We start from the raw sequence: 20351 nt of genomic DNA, 5'->3' as shown, positions 1-20351 counted from the left end.
CGCGCCCGTCGCACGGGCATGACCCGGAGGGCAGATTATCCAGTCCCGGGCGAGGCAGCAATTGCGGAGCTTAGGCCAGTCGCTCGATCACCCGATCGGTCGTAGCTTGTCCCAAGCTGTCGTGGCGGACGGCCGTCGTCTCGTCTTCGTTCTCTCACTGAATTAATCTCGCCAGGAGATCCGGGGGATTTGATTCATGGGCAACAGCGTCGGTCAGCGTGCATTTCAGAATGCCCGGCTTCAGAAACGGCAAAAGGCCGACGTGCTGCCATTGCTCGGGCAAGCGCTCGAGTTGCACAAGAAGGGGCGCCTCCCCGAGGCCCGGGCTGCCTATCGCCAACTCCTGCAGATCGCGCCCAACCAATTCATCGCGCTGCATATGCTCGGCGTTTTGGAGTCTGACGCCAAGAACTATCAGCAGGCTGAAATCCTGCTGAGCCGCGCGGTTGGCGTGGACCCGCGATCTGCCGAAGCTCACATGAGCCTGGGCGTCGCGCTGAACGGACTAAAACGTCACGATGAGGCCCGCGAGAGCTATCGAAAGGCTCTCGCCTTGCGACCCAACTACGCCCTGGCCCTGGCCAATCTCGGTAACGCGAGCGCGGCGCTTGATCTGCACCTGGAAGCGCTCGATAGCTACGATCGGGCGCTCGCAATCGACGGAAACCTTGCCGAAGCCCACAACGGTCGGGGCTCTGCGCTCTGCCGTCTGCGCAACTATGACGAGGCGCTCGCAAGCCTGAACCGCGCCCTCTCGATCAAGCCTGACTATGCCGCGGCGCTGGCGAACCGCGCCGTTGCATTGCGCGAGCTTCAGCGATTTGACGAAGCCATGGCGGATTGCAATCGGGCAATCGCCCTGGCACCCGACGACGTGAATGGGTGGCTCTGGCGCGCCAATGTCCTGCTCCAAACCCAGCAAATTGCCCAAGCATTGCCCGATTGCGAGAGGGCGCTCGCGATCGCGCCCGATTCTGATCAAGCTCACTTGGTGCTGGGCCTTTGTCTCGCCGGGCTTGGCCGGGTCGACGAAGCCCTCGCCAGCTTCGACAAAGCCCTCGACATCCAGCCTGACCTTGAGAGCGCGATCTCCAGCAAGATATTCACGCTCGATTTTGTGGCGGACGCCAGCGTTGAACGGCATCAGCAAGCGCGTCGCGTGTGGTGGGAGCGGATCGGGGCGCAAATCGCTTCCGAAGCGGCGGCACCGCATGACAACAGCCGCGATCCGGATCGCCGTCTCGTGCTTGGCTACGTCTCGTCGGACTTCAACGCGCATTCGGCCGCGTTCATTTTCAAGCCGGTCCTGCAACACCATGACCGCGCCCAGTTCGAGATCGTGTGCTACTCGTGTTCGTCGAAAGTGGATGCGACGACAAGAGAATTTCAAGCGATCACCGATCGCTGGCGTGACGCCTCGCAATGGACCGACGATCGCCTGGCCGCTCAGATTCGCGCCGATCGCGTCGATATCCTGATCGATCTGTCCGGCCATACCAGAGGAAACCGCCTCGGCGTGTTTGCGCGCAAGCCGGCACCGATCCAGGCCCACGGCTGGGGCCACGGCACCGGCACCGGGCTGCCGACGATCGATTATCTGTTCTCGGACCCCGTCGCGATTCCTTCGGCGGTTCGGCATCTGTTTGCGGAGACCGTCGTCGACCTGCCGTGCTTCGTGACGCTGACGCCTCTGCCGGCCGGCATTGCGCGGGCGGAGGCGCCGGCGATCTCGAACGGCTTCGTCACGTTCGGTGTCTTCAACCGCATCAGCAAGATCTCGGACGAGGCCGCGGCAGTCTGGTCCAGGATCCTCGAGCGGGTGCCGGACTCGCGACTTCTGATCAAGGATGTTGCGCTCGACGATCAATTGGTCCGCGACAAGCTGCTGACGCGATTTGCGGCTTGCCGATTGCCGGCCGAACGCGTCGATCTGCTCGGAGCCACCTTGCGGGACGAGCATCTGGCATCGTTCAATCGTGTCGATATTGCCCTCGACCCGTTCCCACAGAACGGCGGCGTCAGCACATGGGAAGCCCTGCAGATGGGCGTGCCCGTGGTGGCGATGCTCGGAAGCAGCCTGCCCAGCCGTGCCGCCGGCGCCATCCTCACCGCGCTTGGCCTGCCGGACTGGGTCGCCGATAGCGAGGAGGCCTATGTCGAGATCGTAGCTGGCCGAGCGGCTGAGATCGGCGAGCTCGACAAGTTGCGCCGCGCACTGCCCGCTCAGATCAACGCTGCAGCCGCCGGCGATGCTGTCTCATATGCGCGAGCGGTGGACGACGCCTATCGCGCGATGTGGACACGCCATTGCAGCGGCGGCGTCTGATCTCTGCTCAATGCAGGCGGAACACGCCGTCGACGGCGCGCAGCTCGGCCGGCTTGATCAGCTTGGAATGCGCCACGGTGACCGAATGGAGGGGGCCATCGAGCTTCTCCTGCCAGAACGCCAGGAAATCCGTGAGCGCCGGAAATTTCGGAAACATGTCGTAGTTCTGCCAGACGTAGGTTTGAAGCAGCGAGGGATGATCCGGCATCCGGTAGAGAATTTGTGCCGTCGTCAGCCCGTAGCCCAGCATCTGTTTCCGGAAGTCCTCGGAAACGCCCCCAACGCGCAGTCCCATGCCAAACCTCCTTTGCAGGAGCGCATGCAGGGGGTGGCTTGATCGGTGCTCCGGGAGCCACCCGGATACGATGCGCTCACATGAGAGAAATGTGACGCAAACTGACAACCCATCTCAAGCCCAAAAGTTTAACAAGCTGTTGAAATTCAATGCGTTAGCAGCAGACACGGCTCCGTGCTAATACGGCCTCCCCGGGGCCTCGAAGAGCCTCCAAGGCTGGTTAACGATGGCAAAGAGTTTCTGGCAGTCCGCGCTTTCGGGTGCTAATTTTTCTGCTACAAACCCTTGCTCCCGCAAAATTCCTGTCCTATTTCAGCCTCGCTCGTGCTAGCACTCGCGGGCAACGACTGCTAACAATCTCAAAATCCTCAACTCGTACAATTGCTTAGGAGGACTGCATGAAATTCCGTCCGCTTCACGACCGCGTCGTGGTCAAGCGCATCGACGCAGAAGAGAAGACCGCTGGCGGCATCATCATTCCCGACACTGCCAAGGAAAAGCCCTCCCAGGGTGAAGTCGTCGCCGTTGGCCCCGGTGGCCGCGACGAAGCCGGCAAGCTGATCCCGATCGATCTCAAGGTCGGCGACCGCGTGCTGTTCGGCAAGTGGTCCGGCACCGAAGTCAAGATCGACGGCGTCGATCTGCTGATCATGAAGGAAAGCGACATCATGGGCGTCCTCGACGTCCCCGCTTCCAAGAAGAAGGCGGCCTAAGAGCCCCTCTCTCCCTCCAGTCAAACACCTCAAGGAAAAATCCAGATGGCAGCCAAAGAAGTCAAATTCTCGGTTGAAGCGCGCGACAAGATGCTGCGCGGCGTCGACGTCCTCGCCAACGCGGTGAAGGTCACGCTCGGTCCGAAGGGCCGCAACGTCGTGCTCGACAAGTCGTTCGGCGCTCCCCGCATCACCAAGGACGGCGTCACCGTCGCCAAGGAGATCGAGCTCGAGGACAAGTTCGAGAACATGGGCGCCCAGATGGTGCGCGAAGTCGCCTCCAAGTCCGCTGACGCGGCCGGCGACGGCACCACCACCGCCACCGTGCTCGCCCAGGCGATCGTGAAGGAAGGCGCGAAGTCCGTTGCCGCCGGCATGAACCCGATGGACCTCAAGCGCGGTATCGACCTCGCGGTCGAGGCCGTCGTTGCGGACCTGCAGAAGAACTCCAAGAAGGTCACCTCAAACGACGAGATCGCCCAGGTCGGCACCATCTCGGCCAACGGCGACCAGGAGATCGGCAAGTTCCTCTCCGACGCCATGAAGAAGGTCGGCAACGAGGGTGTCATCACCGTCGAGGAAGCCAAGTCGCTCGAGACCGAGCTCGACGTCGTCGAGGGCATGCAGTTCGACCGCGGCTACATCTCGCCCTACTTCGTCACCAACGCCGACAAGATGCGCGTTGAGATGGACGACGCCTACATCCTCATCAACGAGAAGAAGCTCTCCTCGCTGAATGAGCTGCTGCCGCTGCTCGAGGCCGTGGTGCAGACCGGCAAGCCGCTGGTCATCGTCGCCGAGGACGTCGAGGGTGAAGCGCTCGCGACCCTGGTCGTGAACCGCCTGCGCGGCGGCCTGAAGGTCGCGGCCGTCAAGGCTCCGGGCTTCGGCGATCGCCGCAAGGCCATGCTGCAGGACATCGCGATCCTGACCGGCGGCCAGGCGATCTCGGAAGACCTCGGCATCAAGCTCGAGAACGTCACGCTCAACATGCTCGGTCGCGCCAAGAAGGTGATGATCGACAAGGAGAACACCACGATCGTCAACGGCGCCGGCAAGAAGGCCGACATCGAGGCGCGCGTGGCCCAGATCAAGGCGCAGATCGGGGAGACCACCTCGGACTACGACCGTGAGAAGCTCCAGGAGCGTCTCGCCAAGCTCGCGGGCGGCGTCGCGGTGATCCGCGTCGGCGGCGCGACCGAGGTCGAGGTGAAGGAGCGCAAGGATCGCGTTGATGACGCGATGCATGCGACCCGCGCGGCTGTCGAGGAAGGCATCGTCCCGGGCGGCGGCGTCGCCCTGCTCCGTGCCTCCGAGCAGCTCAAGGGCCTGCGCACCAAGAACGACGACCAGAAGACCGGCGTCGAGATCGTGCGCAAGGCGCTGTCGGCTCCCGCTCGCCAGATCGCGATCAACGCCGGTGAAGACGGCTCGGTTATCGTCGGCAAGATCCTGGAGAACAAGGCCTACAATTACGGCTTCGACTCCCAGACCGGCGAATATGCCGACCTCGTCAAGAAGGGCATCATCGACCCGACCAAGGTGGTCCGCACCGCGATCCAGAACGCTGCCTCGGTGGCCGCGCTCCTGATCACCACGGAAGCCATGGTCGCCGAGCTGCCCAAGAAGGGCGGCGCCGGCCCGGCGATGCCCCCCGGCGGCGGCATGGGCGGCATGGACTTCTAAGGCGACGAAGCCGTCCCGGACGCGGTGCAGCGCGAAGCGATGCACCGCAGATCCGGGATCTCGCTCCACGAATGCGAAACCCCGGCAGCGCTGCCGGGGTTTTTGTTTGTGGCCAAAATCTCTCCGCCCGTCATTCCGGGGCGCGCCCGCTTGGGCGCGAGCCCGGAATCCATTTCACCACTTGCGCGTGACCTATCCGTCCCGATGCCTCACATGAAAGATCGGAATCCCGGCGCTAGTGACGGAATCCAAACGATGGGCTGAGCTCACGGGTCCCTGGATTCCGGGCTCGGCGCTTTGCACCGCCCCGGAACGACGAGAGCCTCACTCCACCTTCCCCAGCCGCTCGAAGCGCGGCTCGCCGTCTTCATCGAGCGACCAGAAGATCCGCGTCACCTTGCCGATGAGGTTGTCCATCGGCACAAAGCCGAACGCCGGCATGCGGCTGTCGGTGGAATTGTCGCGGTTGTCGCCGAGCACGAAGAAATGGCCCGGCGGCACCGTGAAGACGTTGGTATTGTCGAGGTAAGCGTCGTCGATGCAGTCGTAGGTCACATAGGACGCGCCGTTCGGCAGCGTCTCGCGCCAGCGCTTGACCTTCGCCTCGTCACCGCCTCCGCAGGTGGAGCCGGCGCGCGTCGCCTCCATGGCGACGCGCGTCACCAGACGGTCGTTGAGGACGAGCCGGCCCTGCCGCATCTGGATGCGGTCGCCGGGCAGCCCGACCACGCGCTTGACGTAGTCGGCCGAACTGTCCTTCGCCGTACGGAACACGACGATGTCGCCATATTCGGGGTCGGCGGCGAGGATGCGGCCCGAGATCCAGGACGGCGCGAAGGGTACGGAATAGCGGCCGTAGCCATAGGTGTATTTCGCGGCGAACACGTAGTCGCCGACCATCAGCGTCGGCGCCATCGAACCGGAGGGGATGTTGAACGGCTGATACAGGACGAAGCGAAACAGGATCAGCGGCGACCACAGCACCGGGACCAGCAGGATCAGGATGAGAATCGCCTTCCGTTCCCGCGATCGCACCCTCGCGGGCCGGATCGTTTCCGAAAGAGTGGTCATGCGCTTGCCCCGATCAAGTCTCGTCGCGAGATTACGCAACCTTGGCGCGCGCGCAATCCCGGTTCCGTGATCTTGGTCGCACGTCGTACAGATTGCGTTCAATGCGCGGCCTTGGACGTCGCCAGCGGTCAGCCGTGTGACAAGTCCTTGAAGCAGGCCCTCACCCAGTCGATCGTCACGCGTGTCGCCGGATCGCGCTTGAGGTGGTTCTGCACCAGGAGCCAGACGTCGCGCCGCCTCGGCAGTAGCGTGGCGCGCAGGCTGCGGTCGGCGAGCAACGATCCGCAGCTGTGCTCGGGCAGCACGCCGATGGCCTGATGCGACTGGATCATGGTGCGGATGATGCGGACATTGTCGGTGACGCAGCGCACGTTTGTCAGACGCTTCGCACGCAGGAACTGCGCTTCCGGGATCGCGTCGAGCTCGTCAGGATAGACGCAGACGACCGGCTCGGCTCCGCCGCGGTCCGCGGGCTCGAAGAAATACAGCCTGACCTCGCCGAGCTTGGAGATGGTGAAGTCGCCCTTCTCCGGCTTGCGCAGGCGGATGGCGAGATCGGCCTGCCAGCGCGAGAACTTGACGTTGCCGCTCGAGGTGAGGAATTGCAGCGTCAGCCCGGGATGATCGCGCAGGAAGCTGCTCGCATGCGGCGCCAGCAGCTCTTCGGCGACCGCATTGGTCGAGGCGATGCGAAGGCGCCCGACCGGGCCCACCTCGCTCTCCTTGACGCGGTCGATCGCCGCGGCATGCGCGGCCATCGCGCCGACATGCTCGAGCACCGCCTCGCACTGGCGCGTCGGCCGGCGCAAGCCGTCCACGGCATCGAACAGCGGCACGCCGAGATCGCGCTGGATGCGCGCCAGCCGGCGGCCGACGGTGGTCTCGTCGATGCGCAGCCGCGCGCTGGCGCCGGCATAGGTGCCCTCGTCCCTCACCGCGGCAATGATGCGCAGATCGTCCCAGTTCATTGCACGAGCCTAGCAGGCGACGGCGCTTCCTGCAAATTTGCAGCCATATGCCGCAATATTCCTGCACAATGGCAGGCTACGGCTGCGCTAGTGTGACGTCATCCGACATCGCCCTAGAAGGCCTGAACCAGCATGACCGCTCCAAAGACCCTGCTCGAATTCGCCGGCGCGGATCTCAATCCGCCGAAGCTCAACGAGGCCTGCCTCGTGCTGATCGACATCCAGAACGAATATTGCACCGGCCCGCTGGCTCTGCCCGACGCGCAAGCGGCGATCGCCGCGGCTGCGCGCCTGCTCGCGCGCGCACGGGAGAGCGGAGCTGCGATCTTCCATGTCGCGCACAAGGGCCGCGCCGGCGGCCTGTTCGACCGCGAGGCCGCGCGCGGTGCGATCGTCGATCGCCTGACGCCGCGCGCCAGCGAGCCCGTGATCGAGAAGGCGCTGCCGAACGCTTTTGCCGGCACCGACCTGCAGGCCCGACTGGCCGCGACCGGACGCAAGAACATCGTGCTGGCCGGCTTCATGACGCATATGTGCGTGTCTTCGACCGCCCGCGCCGCGCTCGATCTCGGCCTGCGCACGACGATCGCGGCCGACGCCTGCGCCACCCGCGATCTTCCCGATGGCCGCGGCGGCGCGCTGGACGCCCGGACGATCCATCAGGTCGCGCTGGCCGAATTGTCGGACCGCTTCGCGACCATCGCGCAAGTCGACGCACTGACTTGATGGAGCATGCGATGCTGCAGCTCTATTTCTTTCCGATGGCCTGCTCGCTCTCGAGCCGCATCGCGTTGATGGAGGCCGGTATCGAGGCGCAGTATCACCTCGCCCATATCTGGACCAAGCAGGTCGTGGACGACGGCAGCGACTTCCGCGACCTGTCACCGAAGGGCGCGGTGCCGGTCCTGGTGCTGGAGAACGGCGAGCGGCTGACCGAGAGCGCGGCGGTGCTGCAATACATCGCCGATCTGAAGCCGGAAACGGGCCTTGCGCCGCGGCCCGGCGATTTCGATCGCTATCGCCTGCAGGAATGGCTGAGCTTCATCGGCGCCGAGATCCACAAGGCATTCCTGTTTCCGGCCTTCTGGTACAAGGACGACGGCTCGCTCGCCAAGCCGCGCGCAAGAATCGCGCAGACATTGTCGGTACCCTCAGCGCATCTGGCGGAGCGCGAATTCCTCGTCAGCAACAGCTTCACCGTCGCGGACGCCCATCTCACCTGGGCCCTGCTGCTGCTCCGTCCCGCAGGGATAGACATCGCGCAATGGCCACCCCTGTCGGCCTATCTCGCGCGCATGCAGGCGCGCCCCGCCGTGCGGGGGGCGATTGCGACCGAGATGGCGCTGCGGAAGGCCGTGGCGGCGTGACAGGATGCCACGGCCGCCAAATCTGACGGTTCCATAGCGGGGCATTGATGCCGGCGCGACATGCGCTAAGCTGGAAGATATTTTTCGATATTTTCCCGGACGGCATTCATGCGCGCTGTTTCAAGATTTCACCTGCCCGGATTCTCTGTTGCCCTCCTCGCCTCCTGGCTGTGCTTTGGTCCTGCATCGGCGGAAACGCGGGTCGCGCTGGTAATCGGCAACGGCGCCTATGCCTCAACGGCGCAGCTTCCCAACCCGTCGCACGATGCTGAAGACGTCGCCGCCTCGCTCAGGCGCAGCGGTTTCGAGGTGCTCCAGGGCATCGACCTGCGCCAGGCAGAGATGCAGGACCTGACCATCCGTTTCGCGCGCGCCGCGAGCAGAGCCGACGTCGCCATGTTCTACTACAGCGGCCATGCGATGCAGTACAACGGCGTGAACTATCTGATGCCTGTCGATGCCGTGTTGGCCGATGAAGCAGACCTGAAGCGCTTCGTACGGGTCGACGACATCGTGAACGATCTGCAGCAGGCCAAGAACCTGCGTATCCTCGTGCTCGATTCCTGCCGCGACAATCCGCTCGCCGAAAGCCTCAAGCGCTCAGCGACGCGCGCCGCCTCGATCGGACGGGGGTTGTCGAAAGTCGAAGCACCGCGCGGCACGATCGTGTCGTTCTCGACGCAATCCGGGCAGACCGCTGCGGACGGCACCGGCCGCAACAGCCCCTACACGACGGCATTCCTGAAGCACATCGAGGAGCCGCAGGAAATCGGCGACGTGTTTCGCGACATCAGCAGCGACGTCTATGATTCCAGCGGTAAGACCCAGCTGCCGGAGCTGTCGCTGTCGATCATCGGCAAGTTCTACCTGAACGGACCGGTGTCGGTCACCGTAGCGCCAGCGGCCCCCCAGGCCGCGCCGAAGGCCGATCCTTGCGCATCCGCGGAGGCGCATTGGAAAGCAGCGGACGGCATCGGCACCGTTGGCGCCTTTGAGGATCATCTGGCGCGATTTGCCAATTGCAGCTTCGCCAGTCTCGCCAAGGCGCGGATCGACGGCCTGAAGCAGAAGACCGCGCTTGCGCCAGCGACCGACAATGCCCGGGCCGGTGGAAGCAAGGCCTTCGACGGCAACTGGGATGTGACGCTGAATTGCCAGACGACCGGCAAGGCGCAGGGCTTCACCAGGGCCCTCGCTGCCACCGTGACGAACGGGGTGTTTCATGCCGAGGCTCAGGGCCAGGGCGGCGTCAACCGGCTGGAGATCGACGGCCAGATCCCGGCGGACGGCACGACGACCTTGAGCGCGCGCGGCACGACGGGGGCGAGCACTTACACGCTCAATAATCTTGCGCCCGGCTCGCCTTACGCCTTTACGGTCGATGCGCAGTTCGATCGCACCCGCGGCACCGGCAAGCGCAACGAGGCGCGTGCCTGCAACCTCGTTTTCATCAAACGCTAGCCGTGCAGAAAGCGGTGAGGCCGCTCCGCCTCACTCCACCCGCGCCAGCACCGCGAGCTTGCGGATGCCCTTGTTGCGGTAGGCGTCGAGGAACGCGTAATAGTCCTTGAACGACACGCAGCCGTTGGAGTCGCCGTTTGGCCCGAGCATGAAGGTGTGCGCGAGCAGGCCATCGCGGCCGTAGATCGCGCTCTCGCCGCCGATCGGGGTCAGGCGCAGCGCCGGCACGCCGTGGAACAGCGCCTCGCGCGGCTTCAGCGTGTAGATGTGCGGCGGCGTCACGCCGCGCATGCGGGTTTTCGAGGAGCGCGGATCGTCGAGATTGGAGCCGAGGCCCGAATGCGCCTCGAGCTTGGTGCCGTCGGGCAGATACACCGTCTTGGCGGTGATGTCGTAGACCGCGGTGTCGCGCTCATAGGGCGGCGCGCCACCGAACATCGGGTTCTGCTCCTTCGGCGCGATGGACGCGGTCACGCTGGCATCGGCCGAGGCATAGGCGAGCAGCCCGCCGGACGGCTCACGCTTGCCCCAGAGCTTTTCCACCATCGACTGGCGGGGACCGGTGATCGACATCACCGCAGCCTTGGCGCGATCGGCGAAGGATTTTGGTTTCGCCTCGGGCGCCGGCACGATCTGGGCCGGATCGGCCGAGGCCAGCTGGATCTGGGCATCCGGCGCGCGCTTGGCCTTGTCAGCGGTCTTGTCAGTAGTCTTGGCCGCCGGCTTCAGCGCTTCCGCGACCTTCGCGATCACGCTCTGCTTCGGGCCGTCCTTCGAAGTCTCCTTTGCGGCGGCAACCTGGGTCGCGGGCGCGGCGCTCGCCGCATTCGATGGCACGCCTTGCGTCGCGGCCGCGGCAAAGCGCTCGTTGAACATCTCGCGCGAGATCGGAGCTGCGACCTGGAGCCGGTCGGGCAGCAGCGCGAAGGCTTCCTTGATGGCCTCGCCAGCCTCGCGCAGCGCCACCTTGGGCGCGCGCTTGATCACCGGCTCGTCGTAGCCAATGCTGCCGACGGTCGGATAGACGCTCGCGCCGAAGACGTTGCTGTAGATGGTCCAGCCGGCGCCAATCACGACGCAGCCGATCGCCGCGGCGCCGAGCCAATTCGTCGTGGTCATTTTCCGGGAAGATTTCCGCGAATTATACTTCGAGAAATTTTTGGACTTCCGTGCCGCGTTACTTTGCGCAGCGATACTCGTACTCATTCGCCTTGCGTCCAGGACGGTGTCACTCAGTCCCCCTTCGAAGTGCCGCTGGTCACGATCCGGGAACAGCATCTCGCAAAGGGTCGGAGCGTCATTAAGGCGACTTTTAGTTAAATGCGGATTAAGTTCGGGCGGATGTGGGGCAACTCGTTAACGCTGTCCCGTTTTGAGAAAAAAGCCCGCAGAACTACGGACTTAGTCGCGTCTGTTAACCATGTTTCTCGACCGGTTTGCGCCAACTGATCGACGCGTGCGGCCGCATCCATGACGCATTCAACAACGTCATTTTCGTGGTCCTCAAACTGGCCCTGAACGTAGCGCTGAAGCGTTGCGTGAGGCTGGTGGACTCCGCGTCCATCGGACCCTGCTTCCGCCCGCCGATCGCGGCAACAGCGCATCACCCACCGCGCGGCCTCACGCGGCACGGCGCCGTGACTGAAAGTTGATCCCGTCGGTTCTGGACATCGCCGCCACGAGAAAATAGCTGCCAGCTCGGCACTTTTCAGCAGCCTCTGCGCGTGATACGGTACCGTATCATCCCGCCTTGAACTGTGCCGAGCACGCAAACGGAGGCTGGCATGAGAGGGATCGCGCGCGCAGGGTTTTTCGCCCTGGCAGGGTCGCTTCTGTTGATTGGATCTGCGACGGCACAGCCTGCGACCAATACGGGCTGCACGGCGTCACCGTCGGCTGCCGGGACGCAGACCTGGCGCTGTGACAACGGCATCACCATCGTTGCGGAAAACGGCGCCAAGTTTGAACTTAAGGACGCCAACCGCGACGGACATATAGACTCCGTGGAGTTGAGCAGCAAAGCCCTGCTGGTCGAGGTGCCCAGGAAGCCGCGGGGCACCCCCTTCAAGGTGCTGACGCCGCAAGCGATTGCCGCTGTGCGCGGCACGAAATGGGCGGTCGATGTCGCCGACGCCAAGACCTCCGTGTTCGTCGCCGACGGCCGGGTCGGCGTGACCCGCAGGGCTCGAGGACGCGCCGTCGTGCTTGGACCCGGCGAAGGCGTCGACGTCGAGCCAACCGGCCCGTTGACCGTCAAGACATGGGGCCAGCCGCGCGTCGACGCGCTCATGGCCAGACTCGGGCAATGAGACTGGGTCGACAAGGCTCGGCCCATGAGATTTGGACAATAGAAGATTGCAAGACGACCGCATGCGCAGCCGACGCGTTCAGATCCTGGTGGCACTCGTCCTCACCGCGCTGTGGGGCGCGGGCATCTATGCCGCGCACGCAGGCGGCCATCTGCGCTTTCTCGACCGCCTCGAAGCCACGCTGACGGACTGGCGGACGCAGGCCCGCGGCGTGCAGCGTCCGCCGGATCTCGTCACCATCGTTGCGATCGACGACACCGTGGTGAAGCGCGGCGGCAGCTATCCGCTGCCGCGCGCCGATCTCGCCCGCGTCGTCGACACTATCGTGCAGTTCAAGCCGAAGGTCGTCGCAATCGATCTCCTGCTCGTCGACCGCAGCGCGGCGATCGGCGATGCGACGCTGGCCAACACCCTCGCCACCGGTCCCATGGTGCTCGCCGCCGCGGCGATCTTCCCCTCCGCCAGCGAAACCGTGGCACCCAGCAGCGAAGGTCCCCTCGCCGTTCTGCCGCAGGCCGAACGCTTCCTGCAGCCGTTGCCCGCATTCGCCGAACACGCCGACGTCGGCGTCGTCAACGTCGCGACAGGTCAATCGGGCTCACCGCTCTCGGTGCCGATGCTGTTCCGGACGCAAGACAAGGTCGAGCTGTCGTTCCCCTTGCGCGTCGCCGCCCGCGCGCTCGACAAGCCGCTGACGGTCGCTCCCGATCACCTCATGCTCGGCGATCGCGCGGTACCGACCGACGGCGATTTGGCATTGCCGATCACCTATTACGGCCCGCGCCGCACGATCCGTACCGTCAGTGCACAGAGCATCTTCGACGGCACGCTCGATCGCGCGGCGATCGAGAACCGGATCGTCGTGATCGGCGCTTCGGTCGCCGGCGGCGGCGACTTCTATCCGACGCCGTTCGATTCCCTGATGCCCGGTGTCGAGGTGGTCTCGACCGCGATCACGCATCTCGTCGCCGGCGATGCCATCGTGCGCGACCACAGGGTCCGTATTGCCGACGCACTCACGGCGATCCTGCTGCCGATGCTGCTGGTCGGCCTGCTCGCCTGGCGGCGCAGCGCGCTCGGCATCATGGCGGCGGCCGCGGTGATGATCGCCTGGGCCGGGCTCAACCTGTTCGCGTTCACGCATGGCGTCTGGCTGAACGCCGCCACCACCCTCGCCGCCGCAGTGCCGCCGGTTGCGATCTTTGCCGGCGTGCAACTGTGGGCCGGAGGCCGCCGCACGCAATATTTTGCCGCCAAGAGCAGGTCGCTTGCGCAATTCCAGGCTCCGGCGGTGCAGGAGTGGCTGGCGCGAGATCCGAACTTCCTGTCAAACCCCGTCCGGCAGGATGCAGCCGTGGTCTTTGTCGATCTCTCCGGCTTCACCGGTCTGAGCGAGCGAACCGATCCGGACGAGCTCAGGGATCTTCTGAAGGCGTTTCATGCACTGATCGACAAGGCCGCGATCGATTGCGGCGGCATGATCACCGGCTTTCTCGGCGACGGCGCCATGATCCTGTTCGGGTTGCCGCGCGCGATGCCCGACGACGCGGCGCGCGCGCTGAAATGCGCGATCGATCTGCATCGCGGCCTCGAACGCTGGATCGCCTCGCTGGCGCCAGCAATCGCAGGTCAGCTCGGCTTCAAGATCGGCGCGCATTGCGGCCCAATCGTCGCGTCCCGGCTCGGCGAAAGCCATCAGCACATCACGGCGACGGGCGACACCGTCAACGTCGCAAGCCGGCTGATGGAGATTGCGACCCAGAACGATGCGCGGCTCGCATTGAGTGATACGCTGCTGGATGCGGCCGACTTCCAGGGCGCACCCGACGGCGTTCTGACGGGTCCGCTGCCCGCCCAGGTCCGCGGCCGCTCCGGTGTCGTGACCGTCTGGTTCTGGCGCGACCAGGATGGGCCGGGCCAGGATACGACCAAGGCCGAGATGATCGGCTGAAGGCCACCGCTGCACACCACACACGCCGCCGTCGTCCCGCGAACGCAGGGACGACAAAGAGCTTACCGCGCTTCCGGCGGCGGCGAGCGATCCAGCACCTCGCCCTTTGCGCCCTCGAGCAGATCGATACCGTAGGTCTCGACCACCAGCGGCCCCCGCTTGCGCTGCAATTGCGCAATCTGCGTCACCTGCTCAAACAGAGCATTGAGGACGGGATGGCCTTCGCTGCGCAGCTCGTCGACATAGAGCAGCTTGCCGGCGAGCAGCTTGGGATCGGGCTCGCCCATGTTGACCCAGCGGATGCGCTGGGTTTGCTGCGCGACGCAGGTGCCGCGCGGCAGATAGAATGCGAGCCAGCTCGTGGTGCCGTAGTCCTGTGCGAGCACGCAAGTCGCACCACTGCGCACGCGCACCGCGTCGATCTCTGCGGCAAGCTCGCGCCAGCCGACACCGACGCTGCGCACGGTGGCATCGCGACGATAGCCCGACAGCCAGCCGGTATTGGCCTGAACGATCAACGCGGCAAACATCACGATGCCGACGGGTGCGGCCCAGCGCAGGCAGAAGTCGACGAGGCGCCGCTGGCGCGGCTTCCATTGCGCGAGGTTAGCAGCGGCGGCCGCGGCGACAACGAAGGGTGGATAGACCGGCGCGAACCAGTTGGCTTCGACGCGGGCATGCAGCGAATGCCAGACGAAATAGGCGACGATGGTCCAGAACATCGTCTCGATCAGCACGCGCGAGGCCAGCGCGCCGGCGCGCTGCCAGGTCAGCGCGTGCAGGCCCATCGCGCCGAGGATGAAGACCAGCGGCGTTGCGAACGCGATCTGGGTCGGGATCAGCTCGGCGATGAAGACGGGGCGGAAGTCCTCGATTTTGGCGCGGCCAAGCTGCTTTGCGAACGAGACCCATTGATGGTCCGCATTCCAAAGGATCACCGGCGAGAACAGCGCCAGGGCAACCAGGCCGCCGAGATATGGCCAGGGCGAGAGAAACCAGCGCCTGAGCTTCGGCACGGACGCGAGCCAGATCAGGATCGCTGGTCCGAAGAACATCGCGGTGTATTTCGACAGCAGCGCCGCGCCGACGGCGGCACCGACCGCGAGCCACCAGGCACCCCGGCCGGTCTCCAGCACCTTGGCGAGGAAGAACAGCACGAAGCTGGAGGCGACCAGCAGCGGCGCATCGGGCGTGACGATCAGCGTGCCGACGGAGGCCAGCAGCGTCACGTTGAGCAGGATGGCGCTGGTGGCCGCGACGCGCGCGCCCCCGAACAGGATCGCGGCTGAGCGATAGACCGCGTAGCTCATCGGCAGTGCGAGCAGGATCGAGACCAGGCGGACGCCGAGCTCGGTATTGCCCGCGATCATGGTGCCGGCGCGGATCACATAGGCGACCATCGGCGGGTGGTCGTAATAGCCCCCGGCGAGGTTCTTCGACCACATCCAGTAATAGGCTTCGTCGAACGTGATCGGGGTGAAGGCGGCTGCGACGAGCCGCAATCCGACCAGCGCGAGTATCAGCAGCGCGGTATTGCGGACGATCCGCGCGTCAGCTCCGCCCATTGTGAGCTATTTCTTGCGCCAGACGAACAGTCCGGACATCGCGTAGTTCCACACCACACCCATCAGCGCGCCGGCCAGGCCGGCCAGCCACCAGATCGGCTCCTGGTCGTACACCGAGAAGGCGACGCCGACATTGGCGAGCAGGCCGACGCTGCACACGATGTAGAAGGCGATCAGGCCGCGCAGCAGCGCAAAGCCCTTCAGCCGCTGGTCGCGATAGGTGAGGAAGTTGTTGAGGATGAAATTGCTGGTCATGGCGACGATGGCGCCGGCGGCCTGCGCCTCCGCGAACGGCACCTTGAACAACTGAAGCGCGATGAACAGCGTGGTCAAGTGCACCACGAGGCCGATGCCGCCGACCATCGCGAACAGGATGAAGCGCAGCGAGACGATGTCGTTGGTGAGCTTGGCGAAGACGAGACCGAGGAAGTCGAGCGCGACCATGGAATCGAGCTTGCTCTCGCCGTGCTGGCGGGCACCGAAGGTGTAGGGAATCTCGACCGCCCGCAAGCTGCCGTGCGCGGTCGCGACGACGTCGAGCAGGATCTTGAAGCCGTGGACGGAGAGCTTTGGCGCGAGCTGCTCGAAACGGTCGCGACGGATCATGAAGAAGCCGCTCATGGGATCGGCGATCTCGACCCGCAGCATCTTCCTGGCGACCTCGGTCGCGAGCGCGCTGGCGCCGGCGCGCTGCTTGTTGAAGCCTTCGCTCTTGTAGCCCTCGATATAGCGGCTGCCGACCACGAGGTCGGCCTGATCGCTTGCGAGCAGCAGCAACATCTTCGGCAGTTGCGTCTCGTCGTGCTGGAGATCGGCATCGATCACGGCTACATAGGGCGCGCTGGAGGCCAGGATGCCCTCGATGCAGGCGCCCGACAGGCCGCGCCGGCCGATGCGGCGGACGCAGCGCACGCGGCTGTCGCTCTGCGCCAGCGCGCGCACGACGTCCCAGGTGCCGTCAGGCGAGTTGTCGTCGACGAACACGACTTCCCAGGCGACGTTGACGAGCGTCGCCTCCAGGCGCCGGTACAGCACCGTGACATTGTCGCGCTCGTTGAAGGTCGGGACGATGACCGACAGTTCCGGCCCCTCTTGAGCCTGGTTGTCGACGCCCGGTCTGATCGCTTCATCCATGACGGCAGCGTATATCCGCCGCGTCCTGCGCTGCCAAGCCGGGGTCTCTGGGGAACAGCCGAAAAGGGGGCCTTAAAATGCCAACGACCCCGGAACGGCGGACCGCGCGTACATCCGGCGCAGGTCTGAGCTATTCCAAGGTCGTCCCAGCGACGGAGTTCTTCGCTCAACGTCGCCGTTAGGAGCTAGATGGGGACGGCAAAAGCGCTTCGCAAGGGGGGCAGAAACCCCATTTTTCGTGCCCTATTGGTTGGGCACTTCCCGGATGATCGGCCCGCGCGGCGCGGGCGCGGCGGGGGCTGCCGGTGCCGCCGCCGGGGCCGACTCGACTTTCGCCGGCTTGGGCGGTTTGCCGTACTGGCCGATCGGCCCGAACACGACGGCGACCGCAAGCACGATCGCCGCGACGATCGCCCCCAGAATGCCACCCACCGACTCAGACGACATGCAAGTCCATCCCTGCTCCAGATCAGCCCACTGATACCATGGATGAGCGCGCGGCCGGAAGAGCTCGCGGACAGCACTGGTGAGCGGTTTACTTCTGGGGCGGCCGGTGCTTGATGAAGGCCATCACGATGTCCTTCTGCGCCGCCTCCACCGCCCTGTTCGCGGTGGCGAGATGGGCGCCGGTATCGATGTTCGGATACTGCGTGGTGAGATAGTCGAGCAGCACCACCCGGTAATATTGCCGCTCCGATGGACAGGCGCCTGCCACCGAGCGGCCGAAATCCTGCTCCGACAGGCCCTGATTGGAGTCGCGCGAATATTCCCGCGCCAGGCAATGCCAGTAGTCGTCGCGGCCCTGCTGGGCAAGCTTCTGTGCGCTTTTCGCGTCGTCGTCATCCGCCAAGGCAGAACATGTCATGGCAGCAGATGTCATGGCAGCAGATGTCATCATGACGAGCGCGGCTCCCACCGTCAGCATCCGCATTGTTGTTCTCCTTCTTCGCGGGTCCGTCGCGAGCTTAGACAGGACGGGCCAACTGGCCAATCACGTCTGGTTTGATTAGGATACAGCCCATCTCCCCCCGACGATGCGAGATCCTCCCGTGGCCAAAGCAAAAACCGCGTCAAAAAAATCCGGCAACATCTTCATCGGCATCGGCGGCTGGACCTTCGAGCCCTGGCGCGGCGTGTTCTATCCGGAGAAGCTCACGCAGGCGAAGGAGCTGTCCTATGCCGCCTCGAAGCTGACCTCGATCGAAATCAACGGCACGTATTACGGCTCGCAGAAGCCGGAGAGCTTTCGCAAATGGGCGAGCGAAGTTCCCGATGGCTTCGTGTTCTCGGTGAAGGGACCGCGCTTCGCCACCAACCGCCGCGTGCTCGCCGAGGCCGGCGATTCCATCAAGCGGTTCTATGATTCCGGCGTGCTGGAGCTCGGCGATCATCTCGGTCCCGTGCTGTGGCAGTTCGCGCCGACCAAGAAGTTCGACGGCGCCGATTTCGGCAAGTTCCTGGAGCTGTTGCCGCGCAAGCTCGATGGACGCGCGTTGCGCCACGTCGTGGAAGTGCGCCATGACAGTTTTTGCACGCCTGACTTCGTCGCGCTGATCCGCGAATTCGAGACACCGGTGGTGTTCGCCGAGCACGGCAAATATCCTGCTATCGCGGATGTCGCCGGCGACTTCGTCTATGCGCGGCTCCAAAAGGGCAATGACGAGATCAAGACCTGCTATCCGCCGAAGCAGCTCGATGCCTGGGCCAAGCGCTTCCAGGACTGGGCTTCGGGCGGTGAACCCGACGACCTGCCGAAGGTTGACAAGGCCAAGCCGAAGAAGGAGCCGCGCGACGTGTTCGCCTATGTCATCCACGAGGGCAAGGTGCGCGCACCGCACGGCGCCATGGAACTGATCGCGCGGGTGAGCTGAGGATGGTTCATGGCAAAGGCGAACAAGCTCTTCACCATCGGCTATGAGCAGACGCCGCCCAAGGCCGTGCTGGACGAGCTGGAAGAAGCCGGCGTCAAGCTCGTGGTCGACGTGCGCGCGGTGACGTCGTCGCGCCGGCCGGGCTTTTCCAAGAAGCAGCTGTCGGCAGGCCTCGACGAGCGCGGCATCGCCTATGTCCATCTCGCCGCGCTCGGCACGCCGAAAGAGGGCCGCCTAGCCGCGCGCAGCGGGCAATACGACGTGCTGCAGAAGATCTATTCAAAGCACCTGAAGACACCGCAGGCAAAAGAAGAGCTGGACGAGCTCTCGGCGCTGGTGAAGAAGGCCGGCCCGGTGTGCCTGCTCTGCTACGAGCGCGACCACACCCACTGCCACCGCCAGATGATCGCGGAGATCATCGAGGAGCGCGATGGGGTGACGGTGAAGAATTTGGCCGGGCGGCAGGTGTAGCTGCATCGTCATTCCGGGGCGCGCCTTGGCGCGAACCCGGAATCCATCGAGCGGCAGAGGTCATGGACAAATGGATTCCGGGTTCGCGCTACGCGCGCCCCGGAATGACAACCTACCCCTCCCCCGCGAGCTTGAACGTCCCCTCCATCATCTGCACGCAATGGCCGCCGACGTAGGCATTGAGCAGAGCACCGCCCTCCTTCTCGACTGTCGTGCGCAGGATGCTCGGCCGCCCCATACCGAAGCCCTGGCCGCCCGTGAGCTCCAGCTCGCCGTCGCGCAAGGGATCGAGCTCGGCGAGCAAGGCGGCCGCCGCGACTGTTGCGCTGCCTGTGGCGGGGTCCTCGGCAAAACCGCCGGCGCCGCGCATGAACATCCGCGCCTGGAGGTCGCAGCCGGCTTCCGCCGCGGGAATGTCGCGCGTGTAGAAATAGACCGAGAACGCGCCGCCGCGCGGCAATGTCCGGCCGAAGGCGGCAGCATCGGCGCTCGCCCGCCGCAGGGCTTCGCGCGAATGCAATTCCGCGACCACGAACGGCGTGCCGACGCCGACGGCCTCAGGTACATGGCGATCGATCTTGATGTCGTCCGCGGTCAGCGACAGGCAGGCGGCGACCTCGGCGGCGGACAGCTTTGCAAGACGGGCCAGTGGCTGCGGCGCGGTCAGCTCGGCGCCAACGACCTCGCCCTGCTCCCGCCAGATCTCGACCGGGACGATTCCCGCTTTCTCCTCGAACAACAAACGCGGCCGGGGCTCGTTGCTGCACCGCGCCAGCACGAAGGCGGTGCCGACATTGGGATGGCCCGCGAAGGGAAGCTCCCGGACCGGAGTGAAGATGCGCACCTCGGCGTCGTTGGCCTTGTCGCGCGGCGGCAGCACGAAGGTCGTCTCGGAATAATTGAACTCGGTGGCGATCGCCTGCATCTGCGCCGTCGACAGGCCGCCGGCATCGAGCACCACGGCGAGCTGGTTGCCGCCGAAGGCGCGGTCGGTGAACACGTCCACGGTGATGTAGCGGCGCTGCATCGTCTCTTCCTCATGCAAGTGACGGCCGCGATCGGCCGCATCGCCGGCAGTCTACAAGCCGGCGACATCGCTCGTCATGCCCCAAAATTCGGAGCAATCGGAGCAATTGCCGATGAAGGAAGAGAACTGCGCGCAA

General features: G+C 64.9%; 19 protein-coding genes. 10 read left to right on the top strand and 9 right to left on the bottom strand.

The genetic code is table 11. The features are described 5' to 3' along the window. Positions 1-196 precede the first annotated feature (196 nt). Positions 197-2326, top strand: coding sequence for an O-linked N-acetylglucosamine transferase, SPINDLY family protein (locus CVM73_RS07230; protein ID WP_100231320.1), 2130 nt, complete (start codon positions 197-199; stop codon positions 2324-2326). 7 nt (positions 2327-2333) lie between these two features. Here the strand turns inward: CVM73_RS07230 and CVM73_RS07225 are convergent, their stop codons facing one another. Then, complete coding sequence (locus tag CVM73_RS07225; RefSeq protein ID WP_027560138.1) at positions 2334-2621, bottom strand: usg protein; 288 nt, start codon at positions 2619-2621, stop codon at positions 2334-2336. 398 nt (positions 2622-3019) lie between these two features. Here CVM73_RS07225 and CVM73_RS07220 point away from each other — a divergent pair, with 398 nt between their 5' ends. Together CVM73_RS07220 and groL are read left to right on the top strand one after the other, a co-directional pair. Beyond that, a complete protein-coding gene (locus tag CVM73_RS07220; protein WP_014494241.1) occupies positions 3020-3334 on the top strand; it encodes a co-chaperone GroES in 315 nt (104 codons plus the stop codon). A gap of 45 nt (positions 3335-3379) precedes the next feature. Next, positions 3380-5020, top strand: a complete 1641-nt coding sequence (groL, locus tag CVM73_RS07215; protein ID WP_100231319.1) for a chaperonin GroEL — start codon at positions 3380-3382, stop codon at positions 5018-5020. Between the two features lie 324 nt (positions 5021-5344). On the opposite strand, the gene lepB is transcribed toward groL, so the two are convergent. Both lepB and CVM73_RS07205 read right to left on the bottom strand, forming a co-directional pair. Then, on the bottom strand, positions 5345-6091 hold the full coding sequence (lepB, locus tag CVM73_RS07210) for a signal peptidase I (protein WP_100231318.1): 747 nt from the start codon (positions 6089-6091) through the stop codon (positions 5345-5347). Between the two features lie 128 nt (positions 6092-6219). After that, positions 6220-7059, bottom strand: a complete 840-nt coding sequence (locus CVM73_RS07205; RefSeq protein ID WP_100231317.1) for a LysR family transcriptional regulator — start codon at positions 7057-7059, stop codon at positions 6220-6222. Positions 7060-7191: 132 nt separating this feature from the next. Between CVM73_RS07205 and CVM73_RS07200 the strand changes: the two genes are divergently transcribed. The 3 genes from CVM73_RS07200 (at position 7192) to CVM73_RS07190 (ending at position 9887) form a co-directional block, all read left to right on the top strand. Then, a complete protein-coding gene (locus tag CVM73_RS07200; RefSeq protein ID WP_100231316.1) occupies positions 7192-7785 on the top strand; it encodes a cysteine hydrolase family protein in 594 nt (197 codons plus the stop codon). A gap of 11 nt (positions 7786-7796) precedes the next feature. Continuing rightward, positions 7797-8426: a glutathione S-transferase N-terminal domain-containing protein gene (locus tag CVM73_RS07195; RefSeq protein WP_100231448.1), complete on the top strand. Its 630-nt coding sequence runs from the start codon at positions 7797-7799 to the stop codon at positions 8424-8426. 108 nt (positions 8427-8534) lie between these two features. Continuing rightward, entirely contained in the window at positions 8535-9887 is a 1353-nt protein-coding gene (locus CVM73_RS07190; RefSeq protein WP_100231315.1) for a caspase family protein, read from the top strand. Between the two features lie 30 nt (positions 9888-9917). Here the strand turns inward: CVM73_RS07190 and CVM73_RS07185 are convergent, their stop codons facing one another. Continuing rightward, positions 9918-11006 (bottom strand): DUF2778 domain-containing protein, encoded by a 1089-nt coding sequence (locus CVM73_RS07185; protein WP_167406685.1) that lies wholly within the window; start codon positions 11004-11006, stop codon positions 9918-9920. A gap of 665 nt (positions 11007-11671) precedes the next feature. Between CVM73_RS07185 and CVM73_RS07175 the strand changes: the two genes are divergently transcribed. Beyond that, positions 11672-12196: a FecR domain-containing protein gene (locus CVM73_RS07175; RefSeq protein WP_167406684.1), complete on the top strand. Its 525-nt coding sequence runs from the start codon at positions 11672-11674 to the stop codon at positions 12194-12196. 61 nt (positions 12197-12257) lie between these two features. Then, positions 12258-14147, top strand: a complete 1890-nt coding sequence (locus CVM73_RS07170) for a CHASE2 domain-containing protein (protein WP_100231311.1) — start codon at positions 12258-12260, stop codon at positions 14145-14147. 62 nt (positions 14148-14209) lie between these two features. Here the strand turns inward: CVM73_RS07170 and CVM73_RS07165 are convergent, their stop codons facing one another. From CVM73_RS07165 to CVM73_RS07150, 4 genes are all read right to left on the bottom strand, one after another. Next, a complete protein-coding gene (locus CVM73_RS07165; RefSeq protein ID WP_100231310.1) occupies positions 14210-15712 on the bottom strand; it encodes a glycosyltransferase family 39 protein in 1503 nt (500 codons plus the stop codon). Between the two features lie 6 nt (positions 15713-15718). Continuing rightward, a complete protein-coding gene (locus tag CVM73_RS07160; protein WP_100231309.1) occupies positions 15719-16846 on the bottom strand; it encodes a glycosyltransferase family 2 protein in 1128 nt (375 codons plus the stop codon). Between the two features lie 243 nt (positions 16847-17089). Beyond that, positions 17090-17293, bottom strand: coding sequence for a hypothetical protein (locus tag CVM73_RS07155; protein ID WP_100231308.1), 204 nt, complete (start codon positions 17291-17293; stop codon positions 17090-17092). 88 nt (positions 17294-17381) lie between these two features. Beyond that, positions 17382-17777: a hypothetical protein gene (locus CVM73_RS07150; protein WP_100231307.1), complete on the bottom strand. Its 396-nt coding sequence runs from the start codon at positions 17775-17777 to the stop codon at positions 17382-17384. A gap of 103 nt (positions 17778-17880) precedes the next feature. Between CVM73_RS07150 and CVM73_RS07145 the strand changes: the two genes are divergently transcribed. Together CVM73_RS07145 and CVM73_RS07140 are read left to right on the top strand one after the other, a co-directional pair. Continuing rightward, positions 17881-18717 (top strand): DUF72 domain-containing protein, encoded by an 837-nt coding sequence (locus CVM73_RS07145; RefSeq protein WP_100231306.1) that lies wholly within the window; start codon positions 17881-17883, stop codon positions 18715-18717. A 9-nt stretch (positions 18718-18726) separates the two neighbouring features. Further along, positions 18727-19188: a DUF488 domain-containing protein gene (locus tag CVM73_RS07140; RefSeq protein WP_100231305.1), complete on the top strand. Its 462-nt coding sequence runs from the start codon at positions 18727-18729 to the stop codon at positions 19186-19188. A 112-nt stretch (positions 19189-19300) separates the two neighbouring features. Here CVM73_RS07140 and CVM73_RS07135 read toward each other — a convergent pair whose 3' ends face one another. Then, entirely contained in the window at positions 19301-20215 is a 915-nt protein-coding gene (locus CVM73_RS07135; protein WP_100231447.1) for a PhzF family phenazine biosynthesis protein, read from the bottom strand. Positions 20216-20351: the final 136 nt, after the last annotated feature.

The organism is Bradyrhizobium forestalis (assembly GCF_002795245.1).
Lineage (GTDB): Bacteria > Pseudomonadota > Alphaproteobacteria > Rhizobiales > Xanthobacteraceae > Bradyrhizobium > Bradyrhizobium forestalis.
The sequence above is the reverse complement of the archived record's forward strand: the minus strand, read 5'-3'. Positions and strand labels throughout refer to the sequence as shown.